The 23186-nt window shown below is 55.1% G+C and carries 25 protein-coding genes; 1 reads left to right on the top strand and 24 read right to left on the bottom strand.

Translation table 11 applies throughout. The features are described 5' to 3' along the window. Positions 1-47: 47 nt before the first annotated feature. From ACOMDU_RS00125 to ACOMDU_RS00020, 22 genes are all read right to left on the bottom strand, one after another. Entirely contained in the window at positions 48-704 is a 657-nt protein-coding gene (locus ACOMDU_RS00125; protein ID WP_421128510.1) for a type I phosphoribosyltransferase, read from the bottom strand. A gap of 131 nt (positions 705-835) precedes the next feature. Continuing rightward, a complete protein-coding gene (locus tag ACOMDU_RS00120) occupies positions 836-1699 on the bottom strand; it encodes a nitroreductase family protein (protein WP_421128509.1) in 864 nt (287 codons plus the stop codon). 39 nt (positions 1700-1738) lie between these two features. Continuing rightward, the gene (locus ACOMDU_RS00115; protein WP_421128508.1) at positions 1739-2365 is read right to left on the bottom strand and encodes a flavin reductase; all 627 of its coding nucleotides are present in this window, start codon (positions 2363-2365) and stop codon (positions 1739-1741) included. 355 nt (positions 2366-2720) lie between these two features. Then, complete coding sequence (locus tag ACOMDU_RS00110) at positions 2721-3095, bottom strand: desulfoferrodoxin family protein (RefSeq protein WP_421128507.1); 375 nt, start codon at positions 3093-3095, stop codon at positions 2721-2723. 28 nt (positions 3096-3123) lie between these two features. Beyond that, positions 3124-3636 carry a ferritin gene (locus tag ACOMDU_RS00105; RefSeq protein ID WP_178870688.1) on the bottom strand — a complete coding sequence of 171 codons (513 nt, stop codon included), beginning with the start codon at positions 3634-3636 and terminating at the stop codon, positions 3124-3126. Between the two features lie 286 nt (positions 3637-3922). Continuing rightward, positions 3923-6190 carry a hypothetical protein gene (locus ACOMDU_RS00100; RefSeq protein ID WP_421128506.1) on the bottom strand — a complete coding sequence of 756 codons (2268 nt, stop codon included), beginning with the start codon at positions 6188-6190 and terminating at the stop codon, positions 3923-3925. Between the two features lie 303 nt (positions 6191-6493). Further along, positions 6494-6766 (bottom strand): HU family DNA-binding protein, encoded by a 273-nt coding sequence (locus ACOMDU_RS00095; RefSeq protein WP_187015334.1) that lies wholly within the window; start codon positions 6764-6766, stop codon positions 6494-6496. Positions 6767-6880: 114 nt separating this feature from the next. Next, a complete protein-coding gene (locus ACOMDU_RS00090; protein ID WP_421128505.1) occupies positions 6881-7951 on the bottom strand; it encodes an anthrax toxin lethal factor-related metalloendopeptidase in 1071 nt (356 codons plus the stop codon). Between the two features lie 113 nt (positions 7952-8064). Further along, positions 8065-8361 (bottom strand): helix-turn-helix domain-containing protein, encoded by a 297-nt coding sequence (locus ACOMDU_RS00085; protein ID WP_421128504.1) that lies wholly within the window; start codon positions 8359-8361, stop codon positions 8065-8067. Then, positions 8358-10223: a type IV secretory system conjugative DNA transfer family protein gene (locus tag ACOMDU_RS00080; protein WP_421128503.1), complete on the bottom strand. Its 1866-nt coding sequence runs from the start codon at positions 10221-10223 to the stop codon at positions 8358-8360. The genes ACOMDU_RS00085 and ACOMDU_RS00080 overlap by 4 nt, the downstream gene beginning before the upstream one ends. Further along, positions 10220-11119, bottom strand: a complete 900-nt coding sequence (locus ACOMDU_RS00075; protein WP_421128502.1) for a DUF3991 domain-containing protein — start codon at positions 11117-11119, stop codon at positions 10220-10222. Before ACOMDU_RS00075 ends, ACOMDU_RS00080 begins: the two co-directional genes overlap by 4 nt. Before the next feature lie 29 nt (positions 11120-11148). Then, complete coding sequence (gene mobP3, locus ACOMDU_RS00070; protein WP_421128501.1) at positions 11149-12741, bottom strand: MobP3 family relaxase; 1593 nt, start codon at positions 12739-12741, stop codon at positions 11149-11151. Next, positions 12723-13160 (bottom strand): ribbon-helix-helix domain-containing protein, encoded by a 438-nt coding sequence (locus ACOMDU_RS00065; RefSeq protein WP_421128500.1) that lies wholly within the window; start codon positions 13158-13160, stop codon positions 12723-12725. Before ACOMDU_RS00065 ends, mobP3 begins: the two co-directional genes overlap by 19 nt. Before the next feature lie 664 nt (positions 13161-13824). After that, a complete protein-coding gene (locus ACOMDU_RS00060; protein ID WP_421128499.1) occupies positions 13825-14838 on the bottom strand; it encodes a hypothetical protein in 1014 nt (337 codons plus the stop codon). 1 nt (position 14839) lies between these two features. Then, positions 14840-15118, bottom strand: a complete 279-nt coding sequence (locus tag ACOMDU_RS00055; RefSeq protein WP_421128498.1) for a DUF6103 family protein — start codon at positions 15116-15118, stop codon at positions 14840-14842. A gap of 18 nt (positions 15119-15136) precedes the next feature. Beyond that, on the bottom strand, positions 15137-15919 hold the full coding sequence (locus ACOMDU_RS00050) for a hypothetical protein (protein WP_421128497.1): 783 nt from the start codon (positions 15917-15919) through the stop codon (positions 15137-15139). Between the two features lies 1 nt (position 15920). Next, complete coding sequence (locus ACOMDU_RS00045; protein ID WP_421128496.1) at positions 15921-16112, bottom strand: hypothetical protein; 192 nt, start codon at positions 16110-16112, stop codon at positions 15921-15923. Positions 16113-16128: 16 nt separating this feature from the next. Further along, positions 16129-17193 (bottom strand): M23 family metallopeptidase, encoded by a 1065-nt coding sequence (locus tag ACOMDU_RS00040; protein WP_421128495.1) that lies wholly within the window; start codon positions 17191-17193, stop codon positions 16129-16131. Beyond that, the gene (locus ACOMDU_RS00035) at positions 17193-19019 is read right to left on the bottom strand and encodes a VirB4 family type IV secretion system protein (protein WP_421128494.1); all 1827 of its coding nucleotides are present in this window, start codon (positions 19017-19019) and stop codon (positions 17193-17195) included. Before ACOMDU_RS00035 ends, ACOMDU_RS00040 begins: the two co-directional genes overlap by 1 nt. Then, positions 19012-19593 carry a hypothetical protein gene (locus tag ACOMDU_RS00030; protein WP_421128493.1) on the bottom strand — a complete coding sequence of 194 codons (582 nt, stop codon included), beginning with the start codon at positions 19591-19593 and terminating at the stop codon, positions 19012-19014. The genes ACOMDU_RS00035 and ACOMDU_RS00030 overlap by 8 nt, the downstream gene beginning before the upstream one ends. Then, complete coding sequence (locus ACOMDU_RS00025; protein WP_118603942.1) at positions 19590-19853, bottom strand: hypothetical protein; 264 nt, start codon at positions 19851-19853, stop codon at positions 19590-19592. Before ACOMDU_RS00025 ends, ACOMDU_RS00030 begins: the two co-directional genes overlap by 4 nt. 62 nt (positions 19854-19915) lie before the next feature. Next, entirely contained in the window at positions 19916-20083 is a 168-nt protein-coding gene (locus ACOMDU_RS00020) for a hypothetical protein (RefSeq protein ID WP_419035819.1), read from the bottom strand. A gap of 273 nt (positions 20084-20356) precedes the next feature. On the opposite strand from ACOMDU_RS00020, the gene ACOMDU_RS00015 reads away from it, so the two are divergent. Further along, on the top strand, positions 20357-21571 hold the full coding sequence (locus ACOMDU_RS00015) for an IS110 family RNA-guided transposase (RefSeq protein ID WP_421128492.1): 1215 nt from the start codon (positions 20357-20359) through the stop codon (positions 21569-21571). An 88-nt stretch (positions 21572-21659) separates the two neighbouring features. On the opposite strand, the gene ACOMDU_RS00010 is transcribed toward ACOMDU_RS00015, so the two are convergent. Beyond that, positions 21660-21824, bottom strand: a complete 165-nt coding sequence (locus tag ACOMDU_RS00010; protein ID WP_421128491.1) for a hypothetical protein — start codon at positions 21822-21824, stop codon at positions 21660-21662. Between the two features lie 269 nt (positions 21825-22093). Then, positions 22094-23116: a site-specific integrase gene (locus ACOMDU_RS00005; protein ID WP_421128490.1), complete on the bottom strand. Its 1023-nt coding sequence runs from the start codon at positions 23114-23116 to the stop codon at positions 22094-22096. Between the last annotated feature and the right edge of the window lie 70 nt (positions 23117-23186).

Raw genomic sequence — 23186 nt, 5'->3', positions numbered from 1 at the left:
GATTCTTCCCTAAAACATATACAATGGATGAGCTGCAAGTCCGCAGGTTATTTCATATTGTCATTACATTTCAGAACGGAAAAGCCATAGCTGTTGGCCAGCGCGTCGATTTTCTGTCCAGCTCTGCACAGCGGGCAATCAGGCACAAGGCTTGTCATATAGCCGGGGATGTCCTCGGGGGAGAAGATGCTCATCACCGGCACCTCGTCCACCTTTGCAATCGCGCTGAATACTGCGGCGATCCCCTGCAGGCTTCCGCCGTAATACTCAATGCACTCCATCGCACGGCGCGCCGTTTTACCGGAGTTTACAGTGGAGATCAGAAGCAGCACGTTTTTACCGGAAACCATGCCCGCCAGATTGTCGCGGAAGATGAGCTGGCCGTTGGAGTCATATTCGGGCGTGACGATGCAGACGTTCCTGCCGGAGTTCACGGCAAAGCGGTCGTTCTTGGCAAGCCTCCCTGCGAGGAACGTGCCGATGACCTCGCTGCCGTCCATACAGACGATCGTGTCGATCTGCTTCTCATAGATGTAGTGCTGCACAAGGATACCGGCCGCATCAGCCGCCATGCCGTACTCATGCTTCATGCGGGTTATGTCAAGGTAGTGGCTGTTGTGGGAGTGGCGGGTCGCAAAATGTCCGCGAAACGCAGAGATCTCCAGATTTGGATTTTCTCTGGATTTGATACGCATGGAACTCATCATCATTCCTCCTCGCTTAACATTCATAGTGCCTGTAGGGATGATCTGGATGTGCGTGTTGGGATGTTCTCCTGCTATTTATGCCTGATGTCATTGCGCTGCGGCCAGCCTTTCTTTTACCCTCATTACAGTTACATCCAATAGCGTGCCAATGCACGGCCGCTCTCTGGAATACCCTCGACTCCCTCCGGATCCAGTTCCCAGCGTCCCTTACCAAGCAGCTGAGCGGCGACCGCCGCGAAGTGCAGCAGGGCAATGCCGGCGTCGAGACCGGCATCCGTGCCGTCGGTATAGGGGTCGGATATCTGCACGAAGATAATCTCATGATCTCTTACCAGAAAGCCGTAGGGCTGACGGTTGAGATAGCTCGGTGCAAGGGATACGGCGTAAAACGCCTGCCAGAGCATATCATCGTAGAAGCCCAGCATCTCGTCAAGCCCCTCCTTATTGCCCCAGGTATCTACATTGACCAGTTCCCTGATACCCTTTTTCGGTGCAAAGTACTGCTGCTCGACGGTCACATCGACCGTTGACATATTCAGAATATTCAGCCGCAGTTTTTTCTGCGTCTTTTCCCCATAGCCAAAGGCGACGATGGCGGCGACCTCCAGCGGTGTGGTCAGTCCAAGGGCGGTTTTGATACGTGCGCTGTCAGTGAAAGTCAGCCAGCAGCTGTCGATGTCAAGCTCGGTGAGTTTGAGCACCAGCTCCTCCATCATGTAGCCCGCGTTTTCCTCCGCATGGATATGCGGGGCGCTGAGGAGCATCAGATAGTGCGGCGCGCCGATGAGGAACTGCTGGTACCCGGCCGCGCCCTCGAGTGCGCTCTGCGCGTCCGCATCAAGAATTACAAGCTCTGTTGCAAGCTCCGGAATCAGACGGCTGCAGTTTCTTTCATAGTGCGTGCGCAGCTCGGCAAGCGTTGCGTCCGACACCTCTTTACTGCGGAAGGCCCGCACGGATCTGCGGTTTTGAATCATGGCGATGTAATTCATAAAACACTCCTTTCTCTTTCACAATGCGGTTCCAAATACTTATTTCTGTCGGACGAACTTGTCCGCCGTGGCGCGGCAGATAGGACAGATGAAGTCATCGCGTAATGTTTCGCTCTCGTGGATGTACCCGCAGACACTGCATTTGAAGCCGCCGCCGACCATTTCGCGGTACACCGTAGCGGTGGGTGGTACAGCCTTGCCCCGCGCGGCGTAGGCGTTGAGCGTCAGCACCTCGCCGCTGCCGAACACCTCTGCCTCCGTCGCCTGCCCGACATAGAGCGTGTAGCTTCCGATCTCCAGCCGGTCAATTACACGGCAGGATACCCGGGAGAGCATACTGTCGGTAAGGTAGGGGTTTCCGACCTCATCGCGTCTGACCTCGTATGGGGAAAACTTATCCGCGACACGGCCGGAGCGGTAGCCGAAATCGTTGATGAGCGCCGTGGGCGCATCGTGGGCGAGCAGCGTTACGCAGAAGCTGCCCGCCTGCTCGACCGCTGCGGCGGTCACATTCTCGCGATTGACGGCAATGGTAAACTTTGCAGGGAAGCTGCTGGTCACCTGATGGAATGAATTGATGATGCAGCCGCTGTCTTTTCCGTCAGCGTGGGCACTGAGCAGGCACAGCGCGTAGTCCATCTTTTGGTAAGCTTTCTTGTCGATCATGGCGTTGTCCTCCTGTCGTATTTGGCCTTGCCGTTATTTAATAGTAGTATATCAGAACTCTGTAAAAACAACTGTTGCATTTGCAATATCGTTGTCCCCGGCGGAAGCAATATTGGCAAGGGTGCTCCCCGCGCTTTTTCCCTGCCCTTGCGTTGATACAAAAAGCCGCACAGCCCCTACGAACTCTGCCTGTTCTCAGGCAGAGCGAACGGCGCTGCACGGCTCAATGATTATTTGCGGTGAAATGGATTACTCATTGCAGGCCGGTCACCATTCGCTGTTTTTGATCGGTCCGTTCTGAAAACAAGGGCATCTTTCTGCTCTTATATGTAAGGGCTTTCTTTCAATATGGCTGTTATTTTTTCCAGAGACTGTGGAGGTTGCAGTAGGCATAGGCCGCCTCCACCTCGTCTCCCTTGCACAGGGCGAAGCAGGCTTCCGGCTTCTCGCCGGGATGCAGCTCCTTGCGCTGGTTGCCCTGCTTCGTCTGGATGGATATCCATTCGATGTAGTGCTCCGGCAGCATGGGATGCTCCGCCTCGCCCACCTTGACATGAACGGTGCTCCCCTCGACGGTATAGACGGGGACATGCTTTTCCACCGAAGCGTCGGTGGTGCCAGGGATTAGCTCGTGCATCTTCTCGCCGCAGCAGACCACGGGCACACCCGTGTCCTTCACCATGGCGATGAGGTTTCCGCAATGCTTACAAATAAAAAATCTCTGTTTCATGGTGATCTCCTTTCTTCGTCCGTTGATTTTAGTCCAGCACCAGCGTGGGCGCGGCATAGGTTCTCGCTTTCAGCTCGCTGTTGAGCATATAGAGCCCCTTACTGTCCCCGCCGAAAAGCTCCATTTTGGTGATGAGGTCAGAGGCGTTCTTCTCCTCCTCGCCCTGCTCCTTGATGAACCAGTCCAGTGTCTGCATAGTGCGGAAGTCCCGAACCTCGTAGGCGGCGGCGTAGATCGCGTCGATGCTGGCCGTGACATACTTCTCATGCTCCAGCGCCTTTTTCAGCGGAGTCATGTGATCCCCGCGCTCCCACTCCGGCTTGGCCACCGCCTCGAAGGTGACCGCCTCGTTGTTGTTTTGCATATACTGATAGAACAGCAGCGCGTGGTCGCGCTCCTCCTGCGCCTGCACCTTATACCAGTTTTCAAATCCGTCCAGACCCACCTGCGCATAGTAGTTGGCGAAGTCCAGATAAAGGTACGCCGAATAGAATTCCTTGTTGATCTGCTCGTTAATGAGCTTTGCCACCGTCTGATTCATATCCTGATCCTCACTTTTATAAAAATGTTATTTTCAAAAGCTGGGAAACATTTCACAAGAACTGCATTTCGTATGCGCTATTTATAGTCGGATGCCGAAGCCTGATCTCACTTTTATTGTAGTGTAGTTGTCATTTGTTGTCAATTCCGTTTTTTCAAGGCTTTTGTGTCACTTTTCACTTGTGATCCCATGAAATCTGATATAGGAAACCTTCAGCCATTCAGCGTTCTCATAAAAAGCGTGATTCAGCAGGTGGGATGTTGCTGAACACAGCATCCGCGTCGGCTCAACGCTTCCCATCGGAAGCATCATCCTCCAGCACCTGCACCGCGCATTTCATTGCGCTGGCATAGCCAAAGTACCGGATCTGCACCTGATTGGTTCGAACCACATTGATGATCTTATAAAAGCTGCGATGAGAGAGCGCATTGGGTTGGATCCAGACCACATCCGCCGCCTTGATCATATCCGCGTTGGGTCTCTGCTCACGGTTGATAAAGGTGACATTGGGAAGAAGCGGGCGAATCGCCTTGCGCCAGGAGTCATGGCCGCCGAAGACAACGACTCTCTTTCGCGTGGAATAAGGAAATTTCAGTTCTGCCGCTTTATCCTGTTCCGGTCCCCCCATTTCAACGGCATTGGCCTGCATGAAAATCAGCTCCCGGAGTTCAGCGAGTTCCGTCCTCTCGGCAGCCGCCCGCTTCTCCACGTTTGCGGTGTGCTCCTTAACCGTTTCCATTTCGCGCCGGATCTGGTAGAGATCTTCCCTGTATTTCTCATTGGATTCCCTTAGCCGTCTGATTTTGGCTTTCAGCCCATCAATGTCATCCTCCTTATCAATGTTGACTGCGTTTTCGGCATCAGAGTCGCTGAGTCCTTTCGGAAGTGCGGCAGAGGGATGTCGGAAGTCATGCCGCCAGTCCCTGCTTTGCATCTGTACGTCCAGAGCAATTTGAAGATATAGCTCCAACCCCTTCGCAGTGCCTTTCTCCACGCCTGCTGCCTCGAAAACCTCTGCCATTCCGTCGCTGTCGGAAACCGTTCGCGGCATTACGATTCCCGTAAGGCCACACAGGATCTGCGGGATATTCAATTTCCAGTCAGGCACAGGCGATTCCAAGGGCGTGTAGAGGGGCGTATTCAAATAGCTGAGTCGATATAGGTCCGCCTTTCGATCGTTCCAGTCGATGGGCGCGATGTCTTTATCCCTTGCAAAATCCCCATCCGCGTTCTCATGCAGGTATTCCGAATCGCTTTCTTCATCAAACCCATCCGTGAGGTCGTCCAGTTCATCGAGTGCGCGTGCGTTCCATGGCAGCTTGCGTGCCGCAGCCATCAGAACGGCAACAGCGGCATTATAGGTCCATGGGATATCGCTTCCGGCTTCTATGAGGCACAGATAGCCAAAGCAGGTTTCATACGGGTCGTTGACTTCAAAACGCAAAAGGCATTCCGCAATGTCGGCGTCCAGGTTTTCTATAAGGTCTTCTTGCTTAACCATCTGTGCGGAATGTGCGAACAGGGCGAGTGAGAACCGTCTGTGCCCTGCATCGTCGGCCGCATCCTCCATAGCGAGGCCCTGCGCAGCCATCGCCTGCAGCCGGTCCATTTCGTCTATGGCGAAGGTTTCCGCTCTGCTCATTCCGCAGTTTCCGCTTATATCCTGCAGCTTTTGGAAAGGAAGCGCGGCTTTCGGAGCCAATACATAGCGCGGTATGTTTGGCGATTTCTTTTCCTCCCGTTTTTCCACGAGTCTCTTATGCAGTTTGCGGCACTCGCGCATGATGGAATCCGATTGTCGCAGTAATTCGGTCTGCTTCTTACACAGCGGAGCGTCACAGGCGAAGAAGATGCCCAGAAACTCCCAATACTTCTCTATGAACCGCTTCATAGCCCGTTCCTTTACAACGGAAGGGACCAAGGCCATGACAGCGTTAAAACGCTCCCGCGGGGACAGACTTTCGGAATCCTGCTCCGGCTTCTGGTGGATCACCGGTTCCGTGCGCTGGGCAGACACGTCATTGATGTAGGTTTGAAATGGATTGTCCCGCGGGTCACGTTCCCGGATCAGCTCCATCATGCCCCGCAGCACGATCTCTTCGTGACACGGGTCATAAATATCCGGCAGTCGAACAGACATCAGCGCTTCCTGAGAAGAATTAAAATAACGGTACGCAGCGGGGAGCCTTCCGTCATGTTTCAACTCATCCAGCATAAAGATCGCAGCGGCCAGCGTGATGTAATACAGGTGATCCACCCCGTCAACAGAATGGTTCAGAGCACTGCATTCATTGATCCATGCTGTTAAAATGCCGGTATCCGAATTTCCATAGAGCTGCCCGAATCGTTTTCTGATTTCTGGCAGCAGGTTGTAAACAGCGGCCTTGCGGCGCTTCAGGATAGGGCCGACAAGATCATAGATCTTAGGCGCATTGGGATGGGAACTGTTTTTCCGCGCAAAGCGAATGGCGTCATCAAAAGCATTGCCAATCAGCTTCCTGTCTGTACTTTCCATCGTATTGCGTGGATTGCGGCCGTTCTTTTTCTTTGCCATATGACATCCTTTCGTATAGGAGCCGGTATCTGCGTTTGATACGGCGGTAGCCGGAGCACTGATCATGCTCTTTCTGCCTGCATGGATTTCCCTTACAATGCAATCGCTTTTCACCGGTGGTTGCCCGGTATGCCCAGAAATGTATTGGAAAACGTCAGTCCTTATCGAAAGAATACCATGCTGTGCGGTTTCCGTCCATCAGGAAACACGAGGTCTGCGCTTACCAACGGCTTTTCCCAAAGAACCCCCCCGCGCCCTCTCATATGGTTGGAAGGACACGGGGGAACTTGCTGTTATGTGGCTTTACCGAATGGCATCCTTGAGTGCCTTGCCGGGCTTGAAAACCGGCACCTTGCAGGCGGGGTAGGTCATGGGTTCGCCGGTGCGGGGGTTGCGGCCCACACGGGCAGGGCGCTTCTTTACCTCGAAGCTGCCAAAGCCCACCATCTGCACCTTGTCTCCGCTCTTCATGGCGGTTTCCACTGCGCCGGTAAAGGCGGCGAGGGCCGCTTCGCAGTCCTTTTTGCTCAGACCGCTGGTTTCCGCCATGGCGGCGGTCAGTTCGGTTTTATTCATGGAAATAAATCTCCTTTTCGTTTATAGTATGACTGCATTATAGCGGGAAAAGGGAGAATCTGTCAACTGCGGGACTCTGCCATTTCTGTGACGCCCCGTGGCGAACCGTATGTATCAGGCTCCCCAGTTGTTTGTTGCCAGTTTCTTCATGTAGGCGTAAGTCTGCGGTGCTGCATCCCGGAAATCATCCATGCGCTTTTTGTCAGCGCTGTATGTGATCCAGTGGACGAAGCAATCGGCAAAAAATTCCCGGCTATTGGTCTTGGCATAGTCCCGCAGACTGGAGTTCTGCGATTCTGCCAGATACAGCCGTTCATGCTCTGCGGGAAAACCCAGGGCATAATCCAGAAAATGCCCGAACTCGTGGAGCGTCGCATCGGCCTCTGAGATGTAGATGGTTTTCCGGCTGTAATTGGTGGCTCCAATGCAGCTCATGTTCAGTTTCTTGCTGAGGCCGCCCATGTAGTCGAAGTCGATGCAATATGTCCAGCCGGCGGCGTTGAAGGCATCGAGGACCTGTTCGGGTACTTTCCGCAGTTCCAGCAGGAAATCGTTGACATTGACACCTGCCGCATTCACCAGCGTCACCGGTGCAGGCGGTTCCTCGACGTGGAAGCTCTGTGTCAGGACAGCATGAAGAATGATTGCCGCTTCTCCGCGCGTCACGAGCGCATTGGTATCCGCATCATCAGAGCACAGCCTGAGCTCCCGCCCCACGCGCAGGATGTTGTCAGCCGTGCTGAGCGATGTCTCTCCCTCGTAGAGCGTGCTGTCATAAACCGGAACATCCGCGGCGGCAAAAGTACTCTCAACCAGCACGCTGCGACATATCGGTGAGCGCGGTGCGGAGAGTGCGGTTTCGTTCAGCCAGCCCTGCCGGTAGGCTTCCGCGACGCTGCTTCGGCCCACATCCTGCCAGCTATCACCGATAGTTTCCACACCATAGGCGCGGCAGAGCATGACAGCCCATTGCTCCACAGTGATGAGCTGTTCCGGTGAGAAGCAGTCATTTCCTGTTCCGGCAGCGATTTCACATTCTGCCAGATATATCACGCTTTCATAGCAGTCCGCAGACTCCGGCACGTCATCAAAGCCTGCACAGGCGGCGGAAGCGGCTGTGGGCAGGATCAATGCCAGGACAAGGATGCAGACAGCCAGCGCTGTTCTTCTAACGATAGTCTTCATAAGTTCCTCCATATTCTTGTTCTTTCTCTGTCCTGTATCCTCCGGTAGAGTAGGCTCTTCTGGATGCGCCATGGTGACGCTACCCTATGGACAGAATTTTGAAAGGGAAAACGTCACAGTCCCCCCTTGGCGGGAGGCTGTGACGTTTTGTGCTTAGTCAGCCGGTATAAATTGCTGGTGAGGCTGCCGTTGGAGCGGTGGCGGTTCTGCTTCTCGATGAGCTGCCTGCGCTCCAGATCTGCCAGAGCCCGCTGAACTGTCCGCGGCGAAAGTCCCAATTCTCGGGCGATGGTCTTGATCCCAGGCCAGCAGACACCGGAGGCGTCCGCCCGGTCCCGCAGGTAGATATAGACCGCCTTCTCCCGGTGGCTCAGATGCTCCTCGGCGTAAATAAAGTTGAATTGACTCATCTTCCACCCTCCATATTATAGGGACTCTTTGTGCAGCTCCGATGGATGCTGCGAACGAGTTCGCCCTGGTCTATGTAGGCGATCTTCCGGGCCGCCCGCTCCGGCATTCGATAGCCGTCCGGGTCAAAGGTGATGCCCCAATCCAGGAAGAGACGCAGCTTCGTGCGCATGGGATGCGTTCCCGTTTTCATCACTACAAACTCACCCTTGGGGATGGATTTCAGTTCATCCGGCGTCATGAGCGCACGCTCCATCATCTGCAAGGACTGACTGCTCTCTTTTCCCTGACTGACAGAGCCGGACAGCACGGTCCTGCTGCCGAGGGCAGCGGAGAGGGCATCTGCCGTTTTACTCTGGGGCGAAAAGCCGCCGAAGATGGTGTCCTGGCAGTTGTCACATATAATTTCCGCGCCTTCTTTACCATAGTTCTTCTCCAGTTGGGCGAGGCTCTGGATAATGGGTACCAGCGTCAGCCTGCGGGAGCGTCCCGCGCTGAATAGGGGCAGAATGTCAAAGGGTGGCATTGTACCAAGTTCATCGCAAAACAGCACCACGCGGTTTTTGAGCCTGCCGCCGGTTTCATCCGCCACGGAGAACAATTCGCGGGACAGATTTTGGATCATGAGCGCCGCGATGAAATTCTTTGCCGGATCTTCTTCCGGTAAAATCAGAAAGATGGCGCACTTCTCCGAGGCGAACATTTCCGCATTGATGGGGCTGTCGTAGCAGATGACCTGCTCCAGTTCTGTATCCAGAAAGGCGTTGAGTCGGGACATGACGGTGGACATGACCGAAGCCATAGATTGATCCGCACTGGTGAGTGCGGCGCCCGCCAGCCACCGAGCCTTATGCTCCGGTGGCAGCTCATCCATGAGCAGCTGAAAGCCGTTCTTGCCTCTTGACTTCGGCACCGCCAGCAGATCCTGCACCAGTTTGAAGGCGGATACGATGTGCCGCTTCTCCGGCTCCCCATCCTTTGGCGGGGCGAACTCCGCCAGCAGGAGCACAATGGCAGTCAGGAGCCCCTCGGCGCTGTCATAGAAGAAGGCATTCTCGCCGTATTGGGCAGCGTCGCCGTCCGGGTTGATGATAGTCTTGGCGAGGATCTTGGCGTATTTCTCCGCCTTGGCCCGCGCCGCCAAATTGGACGGATCTGCTCTCGCAATATCCATGTAGTGATTCATCAGCGTCAGAAAGTTGAAGCCGTCCGAGCGGGTGGGATTCCGCAGGTCGATGACGGAAACCCGGTAGCCGTAGTACCGGGAGGCGATGGCGCCGTAGTTCCGCGCCAGATCCCCCTTGGTGTCCAGCGCCAGATAGCTCATGCCGCTGGCGCTGGCGTACTCCAAATTTGCATATAAAAAATACGCGGTTTTGCCCACGCCGGAAGCGCCGATCATAAGGCAATGGATGTCATCGCTGTCCACCAGTGCGCGGACATCCTGCTGATTTTCAATCGCATTTTTGATTTTGGAAATCGCCGATTGCTTTTTCTTTGGCTTTCGCTTTTCCTTTTTCCCTGCTGTAGGACGGCGGAGCCTCTCCAGCAGCTTGTGAGTGGCCTGTAAAATCACGCCTTTTTTATCTCTGCGCTTTCTGCCGCCCATGCTGCCGAGAATGATGCCCTGTACCGTGGGAAGCTCCTCTCCCTTGCGCCAGCGGCGGGGACGGAACGGGACCACATGATAGGTCGTGTGGATCTCCTTGGGCGTTGCCCACCGGGCTGTGCCGTACTGACCGTCGCCAACGGTTTTGCTCTTGAAATTGTTGAGCGAGTAATTCTTGGAGAGAAAGGACACGACAAGCAAAAATGCCAGCAGTCCGCCGCCAAGCAAAATCAGGGGCCATATGTTTTCGTTCATGCGTCTTTCTCCTTCCTCTCGAATTTGGCGCAGAGATCGTCATTCCAGTCCTTGCGCACCGGGCAGAGACGCTCCACATCCAAGTCCATGTCCTCCAGCGTATCCGTCATACGGTCGCAGGCGTCGTTGCCCGCGTCATCGTTGTCGAGGCACAGGTACACCATGTCCAGCTTCGGATTCTGCCGCAGCCGCTCCAGCACCGGCTGGATGGAGAGCCCGCAGCAGGCAACGTAGCTGTGCTCCTGCCAGCCGTAGGGATAGAGGGTAATGTGGGACAGAAGGTCGATGGGCGCCTCGAACACATAGAGGGACTTGTCTGTGCCGTTCTTATGAAAACAGTGCTCGCTGGCGCTGCTCTCGATGTTCATGCGGAACACCCGTCCCTCGCTGTTGGTACTGCGGATGTGCGCGTGCTTGGCCTCACCGCTGTCATCCAGCCCCACGAAAACACAGTTGTGATGCTTGTCCTCGTAGAGCAGCTTTTCATGTACGAAGGCGGAAATAACCTCGCGGTCAATGTGGCGCTGACGCATGAGGTAGGCATACATACGTCGCATGGTTCCGTAAGGTTCCGGCAGAGCGAAGGGCTTCGGAGCCTCCTTTGCGGGCTTTGCCTGCTCATACGATTTGTTATTTTTCCTGCCCAGCAAAAGCAAAACCGCCTCCTGATAAGGGAGGCGGTAATAGCGCTGGACGAAGCTGACGGCGTAGCCGCCGACGCGCGCGGAGTGATCAAACCATTTGTTGCCCCGCACGGTGATGCTGGGATCATTGGGCGTACGGAACTCCCGGCCGGAGCGCACAGGTCGCTCGCCCTGGGCGCGCAGCAGCGACACGAGATCCGTGTTCTGCGCACGTGCTTTTTCCTCCGGCGTGAAATAGATAAATTTGCTCATGATGTTTCCTTTCAAAATTCTGCTTTGTGCTATCTGAATGTCTGCTCTTCATGATCGTCCGGCTTGTGTCCCATCGCCAGCCGCTTGCGCTGCAATTCCTGTCGGCGCTTGCGGTCGATCTGCAAGCCGCGGTGGATCTGGTCGATCTTGCTGTTGTCCTCGAAGATCCTGCTCATGTGGTGCAGCATCCGCACAACAGTTTCGCCCACCGTGGGGGCATGGTACTCCGCTCCTGCCGGTGCGGTTTGCCCTGCTTGACCGGATGGCTGTGAGTGCGTCGGAGTTACTTCGCCCACGGGCGGCGCAGTATCTTTGGAGGTAGCAGCGTCAGCGGAGCTGGTATCTTCCGATGTGGCGCTCGCCGCACGGTCAGATTTGGGCTGCGCCGACGCGAGAGATGCCGTGACCTCAGAGTTCTTCGGTGCGGCTTCTGCGGCATCCTTTTTGATGATAGGTCCTTCCTGCGTGGAAAGTGTTCTCCGCACATCCGCGTACCGCTGCCGCTCTGCTATCCATTGCAGTGTTTCCTGAATGACCATATTGCGGACGCTCCGGAACTCCTTTTGCTGGGAGAGCGGCAGACGCTTGCGCGGCCGCTGATCGTAGTCCAAGCACACCTGCTCGTAGAGCGTCTGCCACGTTTCATAGGCGGCGGACACCCGCTCGTCCTTCGCCAGCTCCTCCACGATGGCGTCCACGATGGCCTTGATCCTTGGCGGCAGGTAGCCGTAGACCTTTCGGCCCTTGATCGTCAGCAGACGCTCTGCTAACTCCTCGGTGAGCTGCTCCAGCCGCGGGTTCTCGACCGCTCCGCTGCCCAACTGTGCGATGCATTCCACCATGGCCTTGCGGGTCTGCGCCTGCAACTCCTGCCGCGCGGTATCCTTTTGCTGGTAGATGTGCATCCGATCCGCGTGGTAGATCCGTCTGGCGAAGACGGATTTCATTTCCCGGATACCCTCTTTGGTGAGGTAGCCCTCCTTGGGATCTTCGGAGAAGATGATCATGTGGATATGCACCTGATTTGGCTTCTGGTGGAACGCAGCATACCAACGCAGGTTTTCCGGTCGGATCTTATACGCCTTTGCGATATCGCAGATGGAGGCGTTCACCAGAGCCTGCCAGTTTTCCGCGCTGTCGTAGCCAAGCCGCTCCGCGTCCTCACGGCGCAGCGCAATCACCGGCGTCCACACATTTCCGGTGTGCTCCGCCACCTCCCGTACCGCCTGCGCGAGATTTTTTACCTTACCGTTGGCATCCCACAGCCCGTGCTCGCCGTCCTTCTGGACGCCGGGGCGGTGGGAGATGTAGTCGATGAAATTTTCCTTTTGATCCAGCGCCTCTATATAGTCTTCCTGCACCTGCTGGATAAACGCGGAGGCGCTGCCCTGAGTGGGGTGATCCAGATATTCCTCGTACTCAATGAGCTCCCAGCAGGAGGGGAAGGACTTCAGCAGCCGTGTGATAAAATTCTGCTGCTTTTTTGTAGCGGGGAGTGTACTGCGCTCATCCGCCAGCAGTTCCACGCCGGGACGGGTGGCAACGTAGCGGGTGCGCTGCGCCAGCTTCGCGGCATTCTGTCCGCCCTTGAGGTAGGGCGAGATCAGTACGATCCGGGCCATTCTTCCTCCGGCTCAATTCGCCGCTGCTGATGCACCGCGCTCTCAAAACTCACCTGACCGTTGGTGCGCTTCACCTCATCCACGGCGTAGGCCCGCAGCTCCCGCGTGTGAATGGGATCGGTACGGAAGTGCGCGGCGATGGTGTGGCTCATCATATTCTGCTCTACTGCACACTTGAAAAGAATGCGGCAGAGCCGATTGTTATTGTCGTCCAGCGTACCCTGAATGGCAGTGAGGATGGCTTGCGAGATGTAGGCGGTGTTATCCTCTGTGCTAAGATAACCCATGTAGAAGCGCAAGGCTTTTTCTACGAACTCATTGCGGCTGCGGCAGTTATCTGCTTTCAGCCAGCCATCCATACGGTCGATCATGTCGGGCGGGAGCCAGAATGTCGTTTTCTTTTTCACTTTTTCTTCCATCGGTGTTCTCCTTTCCTTGCCGTCGGTCAAAAGGGGCGCGAATGCCGGAAACACCGTGCCTTTTTGGAAACCAGACTGCGGTTTTTCTGAAATGATCTGAAATAGACTGCGCTTTGGAAAGCGCAAAAAAGCCCCGCACTGCGGGGCTTTGTGGGCGGGCCGCAGGCGCTTGCGACTGCGGCCCTTTATCTTGTTCCACAATCGAACGGGTAAATAAGGGGCGAAAGCCTCTGGAACAGGGCATGGTCAGGAGGAAAAACACCCTCCCCAAAGGCTCATTTCTCCATCGTCGAAGCCGTATCCACACGGTTTTTTCGCACATCGCCCACAAACGCCGCAACGCTCGCTTCAATGGGCTTTGGCGGGTACACACTCCACCCCAGCCCTTAAACGCGCACACAGCGGCACACAGGGCGAACGGTGCGGGGAAACGGGGAGCCCCCTGCGCGGCGCATTTGAAAGCACAAAAATCTGCGCAAAACGCTTTCAAATTCGGGACGGAGAAAAACCGCGGGAGCAGAATAACAGCCGCCAAACTGTGGCTGCCCGCCAAGGGCGGGTTGACGCAGTTCGGCGGCGCCGCGGGCCCGCAGGCACGCGCAGCCTGGACGCTGTTGTTTCCGCAGCCGTGAGTGCTTCAGCCTTGCTGTGCCTGCGTTTGCACCTACAGCTTCATCACCGGCCCCTGCTGCTGTTCCGGTTCCTCGCGGAATTGCTGCGCGTAGTCGTGGAGACTCATGCCGGTCTGCTGTTGACAGTATTCCTCCATCTTGCGCAGCAGGACATCCTGCTCTGCGGCGTTGAGCTGGTAGCTCCAGCTCTCCTCGGAGCCGTCACCCTTGCAGAGCGTCAGCTCCAGCGTGTCGCAGGGTCTATCCTCCGCGATGTCGTAGTTGGCATAGATGTTGAGCCAGTCATCGTTTTTGCCCGTGAGGACGAAGGTTCCGAAGGCAGCGTCCACATCGAACTCCGTCTGCACATAAAAATTGAGCTTGCCGTCCGATTCGATGATCTCATCACCGAAAGAGAAATTTCGCGCGGAGAGATGTCCCGCCGAGGTGATCTCTTTACCGCTCAAATGATCCAGCAGCTTGCGCCACTTATCATCGCTCGACGCGAATTGCGACCGGGTGGCATGGTACACCGCCGCTGACACATCCCGCATCGCCCAGGTCCGCCAGCCGTCCATGATGTGTACGGCGGAGAACTCCCGCTTGTCGAAGTTCACATCGAACACACCGCGCACCTTGCCGGTGTTCTCCATGCGAAGGGTGGTGAGCGCGTTGTACTCCTCCGCTGTGATGGGACGTCCGTTCGGAAACATTCTGATGAACATCTCCGGCGCAGTGCCTCTCTCGCCGGTGACATAGCCGCGCAGCTTTTCCGCGGTATCCAGCAGCTCCTCACCGGGGGAGGTCTTGAAGTACCACTCCTGCCCGTTCTCTACCACATGGTAGGCAGCATAGGTGCGGGAGGCTTCTTCCTCTGCACGCTGTGCGGCATCCTCCGCGTAGATCTCGGCACTGATGCGCTCATACTCACGTTCTGGGAGCTGGTTGCACAGCTCATCCAGCACATCCTCCAGATGCTCCTGCAAGGTTTCATCCTTGAGATGCTTTTCAATGGCATCCTTCCATCGCCGGTCGATCCACAGCGTGATGTCTACATGATCTGCCATCTCACTCACCATTCCTTTCGTCAGTGGGCTGCGCCAACGCGGAAGGAGGCTCCTCCCGCGGCTGCGGCTTCGCCGGTCTTGCCGGACGGCGGGGACGGGCAGCGGGCGCCGCACGGCTGTCCAGATACTCCCGCACCGGCTCCGGCACCTCGGATTCATAGAGGCATTTGAGCAGCTCCTCCAACTGCGCCTGTATGCTGGTGTTCTTCTTTTTAAGTGAAAATTCGAGAGCGGCAAGCTGCTCGCTCTCGAATGAGATCGTGACATTTTCTTTTTTCATAGTTGGTATCCTCCACTTTTATTTCATCCGCATCGTCTGTTCTTGCGCCGTCTGCTCACAGATTTCAAACAGCGTATGAGAGAATTCTTCCTCTTGACCCACCTCCTGCGCCGAGGCCCATGCGCCGCGCACCGCCTCCAGCGGGTTATCCATAGCCGCCAGCACTTTCAACTGTTCGCGGTCTAAACGCATGGTCAGCAAGGCGTTATAGCAAAAACGATTCGCCTCGATCTCTCCGGCGTTAACGATAAGCTGTCCCTGCGTCATGCGGTAGAGAGAATCTGTGTATTCCCTCTGCTCGCGCTCGACGTGTTCAAACAGGAGCTCCCGCAGTTCCGATGTGGTCTGCACCGGCTCTCCCTGCACGATCCCATCCGTAAGAAACAGCGGCACATCGATGACCTCCGCGTTGCGGAACGCCATGTCGCCGCGGTAGCCGATCTTCAGCAGAGAGAATTCTCTTGCCGCCCGCGCCAGTTCTTTGGGGCTGCCGGGAGGGATCTCCTGATCCCAGCGGTACCAGTTATCTTTTGCGTGGCTGGGCGTGAGCTTGAGGAGAACATAGTCCTCCGGCACGAATTTGGGATAGCGGCAGAGCTGACCGCCTACGGCGTAGTACGGTTTGCCTTCGCACATCACGGTCTGCTCCATGTACGCTTTCATTTTGTCGAGGCTCTCGCAGAACCAACATTCCGTATCGTTGAAGCGGCGAATCACGCCGTCATCCAGAATGCTGTCGAGATTGCCTTTTTGCGTCAAATGATAGACTGTGGACGGTCTGGATACTTTTTGGTATGCCATATTACTCAACCTCCTCGTAGTAGTCGCGGAGCTGGAAGCCCAGCGCCTCCATGTCGCTGTGATCCATGCCGAGCCCATGGCGCAGGATGTCATAGAGATTCCCTGCGTCATAGCGGCTGCTGAGAAGATCCACGAGCTTCTCTACCAGCTCCCGCTCACGCTCCGGTGTGATCGGTTTTATTGCAGTTTTCATAATCATTTTTCTCCTTTCAGCCTTTCGGCAGATATGCCCTTGGATTCGTCCGTTCCCCGTTGACGCGCGTCTCGAAGTGGAGGTGTGGCCCGGTGGAGCGCCCGGTGCTGCCGGAGAGGGCGATGATGTCTCCCGCCTCCACCGTCTGTCCCACTTTTGCCAGCAGCTTGGAGCAGTGGCCGTATAGCGTGGCAAGGCCATTGCCGTGGTCGATCATGACATAGTAGCCATAGCCGCCAGTGTTGTACTTGGAGACTGTTACCGTCCCGCCCAGCGCGGCGCGGATGGGCGTGCCGGTGGGAACAGCCAAGTCCATGCCGCCGTGTCCCTTGTGCTTTCCGGTGATGGGATCGACGCGGTTTCCGAATTCAGAGGTGACTCGGCGCTCCCAGCCGGAGCCAATGGGGGAGCAGAAACCGTCCACGCCAATGTACGGCACATCCGCGCCAGGTATCCAGTCCTCCGAACCTCCGGCAACGCCATAGCGCGCCAGATTGTACACACTGTCGGCGTTGGACTTCTGTTCCGCGGATATTTCCAAGTGAAGCACGTTTTCAAGATTGCCATACACGGCGGCTATGTCCGCAACAGGAATCGCCACGGTGTAGCTCTCCTCGGTTTCCGTCCCATCCTCATTGGTGACGGTGCGGGTGCGTTCCTCGTAGGTCACAAAGCAGTCCACAAACTGTCGGTGCGCTCGGCGGCTGGGGGTGTCCTCCCCAAAGAAAATGGCATAGAAAACAGCCTTGACGCGGATACCGTCAAGGCTGTCGCTGTTCTCCATCATGTCGTTGATGGTGGCAATGGCGCTGTCCAGCAGCGCGAAGCTGCGGCGCATATCTTCAATGTAGGCAACATATTCCGCAGGCGTTTTGTCTGGGATCGTTCCGCCGTTGAAGCACAGCAGAACGGCGGAATTGTTATGCTCCGCACTGCCGGAGAGCAGAGAGCAGATCAGCGCCAGCGTCAGGATCAACGGTGAACAGATCGCCGCCACGATCCAGCCCAGCTTTCGCCGGGTGTCCTCATCCGAGAGAGCTGCAGCGGCGATTTTCGCCAGTGCCGCGACGGGTACCGCCATTACCGTCCACCTGCCGTTCCGAAGAGAGCCTGCTTGTACTCCGGGGCCTGCACCTGCAATAGATAGCGTTCATTGCCGCACTTGTAGAGGCAGGAGCCGCGCTGCGGGTCCCGGATCAGGGCATATTCGGACTCCTCCAGTTGGAGGTTATCCATGAAGAACTTCTTATCCACATTGCCGCCGTTAAAGATAAATTGATGGACGGGGATGGAAAAGAGGGGGCGTGTCAGCTCCCGTATTCCTGGCTGAGTGAAGTCCTCCAAATTCTGGCTGGCAAGGAACAGGGCGGATTCCTTTTTCCGCACCCGCTTGAGGGCATTGCGGATGTAGGTGATGACGGTGGGATCGGACAGCCACAGGTACAGCTCGTCGATAGCGGCTACGGAATTGCCCAGCGTCAGAAGCTGATCCGACATATAGGACAACAGACTGAACAGCAAGGTGTTCCGCAGGTTTTCCGCCATGTTATCCAGTCCCTTGACGCAGAAAACAAGAAATTTGGAGCGGTCAATATTGGTATGCCCATTGAAGAACCGGGCATCCGCGCCGCGGCACATGGAATGGAGCCCCAGCAGCAGATCCCGCAGCATCTCCCGTGGATAAAGACCGGCGGCGTCATAGTTGTCATAGGCATCCTGGATCGTATCGTACAGGTCGGAGAGGATGGGGTAATCGGTCGGCTGTATTCCGGCAAAGTCCGTGCGGTCGGTAATGTTCCACTTTTGATAGAGCCGCTCTACCATCAGCTCCAACGTGTCGATGTGGGGCGTGTCAAAGCCCTTGTAGACGCGGAACACATCCCGCAGGAAGGAGATGTGCTGGGAGAGCAGCGTCCCCCGGAAAGCGTCCGGCGCGTCCGGGTCTTCCGGCCCGCTGCCATCGTCCCAGCAGCGGGGCTCCAGCAGGTTGATGCGGTACCGCCCACTGAGGTAGTCCAAAAAGCAGCCGCCCAGGGCGCGGCACTCGTCCTCCATCTCGTGTTCAGAGTCCAATGAAATGACGCTTTTGCCCGCCTCCCGCACATTGCAGAGCAGGAGCTTCAGAAGGTAACTTTTGCCCTGTCCGGTATTGCCGAGGATGAGGGCGCTGGCGTTGGTCTTGTCAGAAGCACGGCGGTCGAAGTCCACGATGACGTTGGAGCCGAAGCGGTCCCGACCAATGAAGAAGCCCTTGGGATCGGTTTTGCCGGAATAGTTCATGGGGTACAGATTGGCAACGCTCCTGGCAGGCAGGACACGTTCTGCAAAATTGGCAAGCTGGCTGCCGCCCGCGGGGTTGGCGGAGAGAAAGCCCTCCCGCTGGCGCAGGAGCAGCGAATCGGCGCCCATGCGGGAGCGGACCAACTGTGCGGATACCGTGTCCCGCGCCGCGCGCAGCTTTTCCGTATCCGTGGCGGCAATATCCAAGTAAACGCCGCAGTGGATGAGCGGCTCCTTTTCCTGTCGCTGCTTTGCCAGCAGCTCCGCCATATCCCGCAGGTTTGCCTCCGCCGTGACGCTTTGCTTATAGTCGTTGGTGTTGCTCCGCTCCATGCGGCTTTTGTTGGTGGCGGCATGGAGGATGGCGTCCTCCTCGGCGGGCGTGACCTGCCGCGCCGTCAGGCGCAGGTTGACGCCGCCCATATCGCCAAGGCCCCGCAGCAGCGCCAGCTCATCCGTCATGGGCGGGTAGCTTTTCAGCGCCATTGCCGTGTGATAGCGGCTGCCGAGGATGAAGTGATCTGTGTTGAACTTCACCGCCGCGGGCGCGATCATATCCAGAAAGTCCTTCGGGCGCTGAACCTGTTCCGGCATCTTCTTTTTCTTCTTCTGTTTCTTTTTAGCCATGTGCCATATACTCCTCTCCATCGAAATCACGGAATACCTCCGTGGTGAGATCCTGCCGGTAGTAGATCGCCAGCAGGCGCTTCACATCCTGCTCCTCCGCCAGACGCACGCGGAGCCCGTGGTCACAGATGGCTTTCTCCAACTGCCGCAGCGCACCTTCATCCGCACCGGCCTTTTCATCCAGTGGGAGCACCAGTACAAATTCGCGGGAGGAGGCGGAGGAGAACTGAATGGCGTCCAGATGGGCCATGTCCCGTTCCAGCAGCTCCCGCACGGCAGGCTCCGTTTCCTCCTCCAAGCGCAGCAGGTAATACTCCTTGTTCCGCTGGAAGGACTCGCGGGAATCCAGAGCCAGAATTTCCAAGGTTGGTTGGGTGCTCAGAAGCATAGTGAGGGAGCGGACGCGGCCCCGGATGACCTCCGGGGACAGGACGGAGAGGTTGTCCGGCTGGATCAGGAAGAAGACCCGCTCTCCAGAGTCTGTCACGATGCCGTGGGGCGTCACGCGGACGATCCCCATGAGCTGCCGGGTGGATTGGCGCTGGCGCAGTTCCTTTTTCTGTTTCCGATTCATGGGTCCAGCCTCCATTCGTAATATTGCTGCCGCAGGAAGAGAAAACAGGCGGCACGGCGCAGGAAGTCCAGAATACTGCTGCCATCCACCTGAATGGTGAGGAAGGCGTAGAGCACCGTGACCACCAGCAGTCCCATGCCAAGGCCCTGGGTCAGCGCCAGCACAGAGAGCAAAGCGCCGATGCCAATCACGGCGATGTCCCGCAGCAGCCAGAGCCACAGCATGGGCTTGGCTTTCAGGTTTTCGGGGTAAATAAACATTTTGTTCCTCCAAAGCAAAACCGCTGCCGAAATTTTCAGCAGCGGTTCGCACGATGTATTTCTTATTCTTCGGCAGTGCCGGTGTCCTCCGCCAGCGCCTGCCGGATACAGTCCAGGAAGAAGGCGTTCTGCTTGATGCCGTTCCGCTTGAGGTATGCCTTGAGCTGCTCAAACAGCTCGGTGGGCACCTGAAACGCCACCGTCCTCACATTGTCCTTGTCCATCTTCACATTTTCCTCCAGTTACTATATATTTGGTTAGAGGCGTGGCAGCCAGCCACGTCTTTTCCATCTTATTGCCTAAGCTGGTAAAATGAGAGCGCAATGGCCTGACGGTGTCCTCCAAGGACTTAGCGTCCGTTGAAATGTCAGTCAGCCGCCTCTCATTCCCAGCGTTCGATTTGTGTAGGTAGAACCGAAGCGTTCGTGTTATCAGACTGATAGAATCGGCAATGAGGAAAGGTGGCCCCGCCACATTGCTAACCCATAACAAGGAGTGATTGCATGAACAACTTAGCCGGCATTGATGTTTCCAAGGGAAAAAGCATGGTTTCTGTTCTTCGCCCTTTTGGCGAAGTAGTGGCTCTGCCTTTCACTGTACAGCACACCCCCAGTGAACTCAGAGAGCTGGCAAACTATCTGAAAAGCCTGGAGGGTGAAACAAGAGTAGTTATGGAGCACACTGGGCGATACTATGAACCGATTGCGCAAGCACTCCACGATGCAGGGATTTATGTCTGTGCCGTCAATCCCAAATTGATTAAAGACTACGGAAACAACTCCCTTCGTAAGGTCAAAACGGACAAAGCGGATTCCAGAAAGATTGCTCGCTACGGGCTTGACAACTGGGCCGACTTACGCCCGTATTCTTCTATGGACACCATTCGTTATCAGTTAAAGACTATGAATCGGCAATATGGTTTGTTTTCAAAAAATAGGACTACATTAAAAAACAATCTCATATCACTGCTTGACCAAACCTATCCCGGCGCAAACACTCTTTTTGACAGTCCAGTCCGTGACGATGGAAGCCAGAAATGGGTGGACTTTGTTGCATCCTTTTGGCATGTAGACTGCGTATGCAGCATCAGCTTAATCGCTTTTACAGAAAGGTATCAGAAGTGGTGCAAGCGCCACGGTTATAACTTCAGCAACAAAACGGCAACAGCGATTTATGAAGGGGCTAAGAAAATCTTGGTTACAGTGCCCAAAAATCCCACGTCGAAATTCCTCATCCAACAAGCAGTGGAGCAACTGAATGCCTGTTCGAAGAGCGTCGAAATGCTCCGCATCGAGATGAATCATCTGGCATCCCAACTACCGGAATATCCTGTCGTCATGTCGATGTATGGTGTCGGAGAACGGCTTGGGCCTCAACTCATAGCAGAGATCGGTGATGTAACTCGCTTTGCTCACAAGGGATCGCTGTCAGCATTTGCGGGCGTTGATCCTGGCGCAAACCAATCCGGAAACATGGAATTGAAGAGCGTACGTTCTTCAAAATGTGGTTCTCCTGCTTTGCGCAAAGCACTATTCAACGTTATGGATTGCTTAATTAAGAAACAACCGATGGACGATCCCGTATATCTTTTCATGGACAAGAAACGTGCTGAAGGCAAACCATACTTTGTCTACATGACTGCTGGAGCCAACAAGTTTCTGCGGGTTTACTACGGTCGCGTTACAGAATACTTGAAATCTTTAGACACCACACAATAACTCTTCCGAGCCACACCATAGGCCAGCGTTGATGACGGTGGCCTTTTTGTCATGCTCTTTTACTCAACTAAGCAGCTATCGGGATTATTCAATTAGCACTTGACATTTTATTTGTAGGCATTTCATAAAATTTGGTGATGAGCGCGGTCATGTACCGGCTCAGTGTCTCGCCGGATTCCGCCTGTCGCTGCCGTACTTTGGTATGCAGCTCCAAGGGGATCTCAGCGCAGAGGTTGCGTGTTTTTTCTGCCATAGCAGTTCCTCCGATCTTTTTAATGGTAAAGCCAAGATACCCGAAAGCAAGCGCGAAAGCTATTACCAAAGCCAACTAAAAATCCCATTCCAAATCAAGCGTAATGACCATAGCCACCCGCTGCATGAGGTATTCCACGCAGGGGATGGCCACACTGTTATGTTGAGCTTCACATAACAGTGTTTATTTAATCATGGTCGTTATGAGAAGAACAGATGTGAAAACTGCGCCAGGAGAGGATTCCTGGCGCAGTTGCTTCACATAATGTGCTATGCTTTTTGAGACCCAAAACTTTTCAACCACTCCATTGTACTCCGACTTTTCTGCCAGGAAGGCATTGAGGGAACTGGAGAATCCGAAACTCGTTCCAGAGCTTTCTGCTTCATTGTAAGACTTGAACGGGCATATATGTCTGTAGTTTTAATGTCGGAATGTCCGAGGAAATCGCGCACATGAACGAGATCATTATCCGCGTCGTAAATGTGCATTGCTTTAGTATGGCGCATCAAATGCGGAGGAATTTTCTCCGGTATGGAAGGATCAATCACTGAAGCGGCCTTGGCATATTTGTTCAGGATGTACGTAACCCCTGCACGAGTTAGCTTTTGCCCGTTGCGGTTCATAAATAGCGGCAGATGACTTTTTTCCGGTGCAAGCATGTGCATTTCAGTAAGATATTTTTTCAAGTTCTGCGCCGTTGCCGGCAAAATGGGAACTACCCTGGTTTTTCTGCCTTTACCAAGGATCTTGACACTTGCAGGATAATCAAGACGGACATCTTCAATACATAAGTCACAGATTTCCTGCACACGGGCTGCTGTATCATAAAGAAAACACAGGATAGTGGCATCTCTTCTGCCGCTGAGAGTGGATGTATCCGGCTGGCGCAGGATCAGCGCAATCGCCTCTTTTGTCAACGGATTAATCGCTTTGCGCTCAGCTCTTTTCACTGGGATTGCCAGTATTTGCTGGAAATTCAGCAAAAGGCGCGGCTCTTTTATCTGCAGGTATTTAACAAATGAGCGGATGGCTGCAAGACGTTGGCTACGCGTCGCGGTTCCATTGTTTCGCTCTATCCTCAGCCATTGCAAAAAATGGTCAACGAGTTCCGGCGTCAGATCATCTATGGAAAGCTTTTCAATCCTCATCCCCTCTACATCCTGGCAATAGCCAAGGAATAGCCGAAATGCATCGCAATATGATGAAATCGTGTTCGTACTGATATTTTTAAGTTCGGGCAGGTAATGGGAAAGAAACTCCGTCAAATGTGCGGCAAAATCAGCAGTTTTCATTCGGCGCCTCCCACGTTGGAATCGTATCGCCAAGATAATCGCACTGCTTTTGAATAAATTCAGGGTAACA

The organism is Vescimonas sanitatis (assembly GCF_049060325.1).
Lineage (GTDB): Bacteria > Bacillota > Clostridia > Oscillospirales > Oscillospiraceae > Vescimonas > Vescimonas sanitatis.
This window is presented reverse-complemented; position numbering and strand designations above follow the sequence as displayed.

Bases quoted from the DNA above. Each gene is read 5' to 3' on its own strand.
- ACOMDU_RS00125 (WP_421128510.1), bottom strand. From the start codon at position 704: ATGAGTTCCATGCGTATCAAATCCAGAGAAAATCCAAATCTGGAGATC.
- ACOMDU_RS00120 (WP_421128509.1), bottom strand. From the start codon at position 1,699: ATGAATTACATCGCCATGATTCAAAACCGCAGATCCGTGCGGGCCTTC.
- ACOMDU_RS00115 (WP_421128508.1), bottom strand. From the start codon at position 2,365: ATGATCGACAAGAAAGCTTACCAAAAGATGGACTACGCGCTGTGCCTG.
- ACOMDU_RS00110 (WP_421128507.1), bottom strand. From the start codon at position 3,095: ATGAAACAGAGATTTTTTATTTGTAAGCATTGCGGAAACCTCATCGCC.
- ACOMDU_RS00105 (WP_178870688.1), bottom strand. From the start codon at position 3,636: ATGAATCAGACGGTGGCAAAGCTCATTAACGAGCAGATCAACAAGGAA.
- ACOMDU_RS00100 (WP_421128506.1), bottom strand. From the start codon at position 6,190: ATGGCAAAGAAAAAGAACGGCCGCAATCCACGCAATACGATGGAAAGT.
- ACOMDU_RS00095 (WP_187015334.1), bottom strand. From the start codon at position 6,766: ATGAATAAAACCGAACTGACCGCCGCCATGGCGGAAACCAGCGGTCTG.
- ACOMDU_RS00090 (WP_421128505.1), bottom strand. From the start codon at position 7,951: ATGAAGACTATCGTTAGAAGAACAGCGCTGGCTGTCTGCATCCTTGTC.
- ACOMDU_RS00085 (WP_421128504.1), bottom strand. From the start codon at position 8,361: ATGAGTCAATTCAACTTTATTTACGCCGAGGAGCATCTGAGCCACCGG.
- ACOMDU_RS00080 (WP_421128503.1), bottom strand. From the start codon at position 10,223: ATGAACGAAAACATATGGCCCCTGATTTTGCTTGGCGGCGGACTGCTG.
- ACOMDU_RS00075 (WP_421128502.1), bottom strand. From the start codon at position 11,119: ATGAGCAAATTTATCTATTTCACGCCGGAGGAAAAAGCACGTGCGCAG.
- mobP3 (WP_421128501.1), bottom strand. From the start codon at position 12,741: ATGGCCCGGATCGTACTGATCTCGCCCTACCTCAAGGGCGGACAGAAT.
- ACOMDU_RS00065 (WP_421128500.1), bottom strand. From the start codon at position 13,160: ATGGAAGAAAAAGTGAAAAAGAAAACGACATTCTGGCTCCCGCCCGAC.
- ACOMDU_RS00060 (WP_421128499.1), bottom strand. From the start codon at position 14,838: ATGGCAGATCATGTAGACATCACGCTGTGGATCGACCGGCGATGGAAG.
- ACOMDU_RS00055 (WP_421128498.1), bottom strand. From the start codon at position 15,118: ATGAAAAAAGAAAATGTCACGATCTCATTCGAGAGCGAGCAGCTTGCC.
- ACOMDU_RS00050 (WP_421128497.1), bottom strand. From the start codon at position 15,919: ATGGCATACCAAAAAGTATCCAGACCGTCCACAGTCTATCATTTGACG.
- ACOMDU_RS00045 (WP_421128496.1), bottom strand. From the start codon at position 16,112: ATGAAAACTGCAATAAAACCGATCACACCGGAGCGTGAGCGGGAGCTG.
- ACOMDU_RS00040 (WP_421128495.1), bottom strand. From the start codon at position 17,193: ATGGCGGTACCCGTCGCGGCACTGGCGAAAATCGCCGCTGCAGCTCTC.
- ACOMDU_RS00035 (WP_421128494.1), bottom strand. From the start codon at position 19,019: ATGGCTAAAAAGAAACAGAAGAAGAAAAAGAAGATGCCGGAACAGGTT.
- ACOMDU_RS00030 (WP_421128493.1), bottom strand. From the start codon at position 19,593: ATGAATCGGAAACAGAAAAAGGAACTGCGCCAGCGCCAATCCACCCGG.
- ACOMDU_RS00025 (WP_118603942.1), bottom strand. From the start codon at position 19,853: ATGTTTATTTACCCCGAAAACCTGAAAGCCAAGCCCATGCTGTGGCTC.
- ACOMDU_RS00015 (WP_421128492.1), top strand. From the start codon at position 20,357: ATGAACAACTTAGCCGGCATTGATGTTTCCAAGGGAAAAAGCATGGTT.
- ACOMDU_RS00010 (WP_421128491.1), bottom strand. From the start codon at position 21,824: ATGGCAGAAAAAACACGCAACCTCTGCGCTGAGATCCCCTTGGAGCTG.
- ACOMDU_RS00005 (WP_421128490.1), bottom strand. From the start codon at position 23,116: ATGAAAACTGCTGATTTTGCCGCACATTTGACGGAGTTTCTTTCCCAT.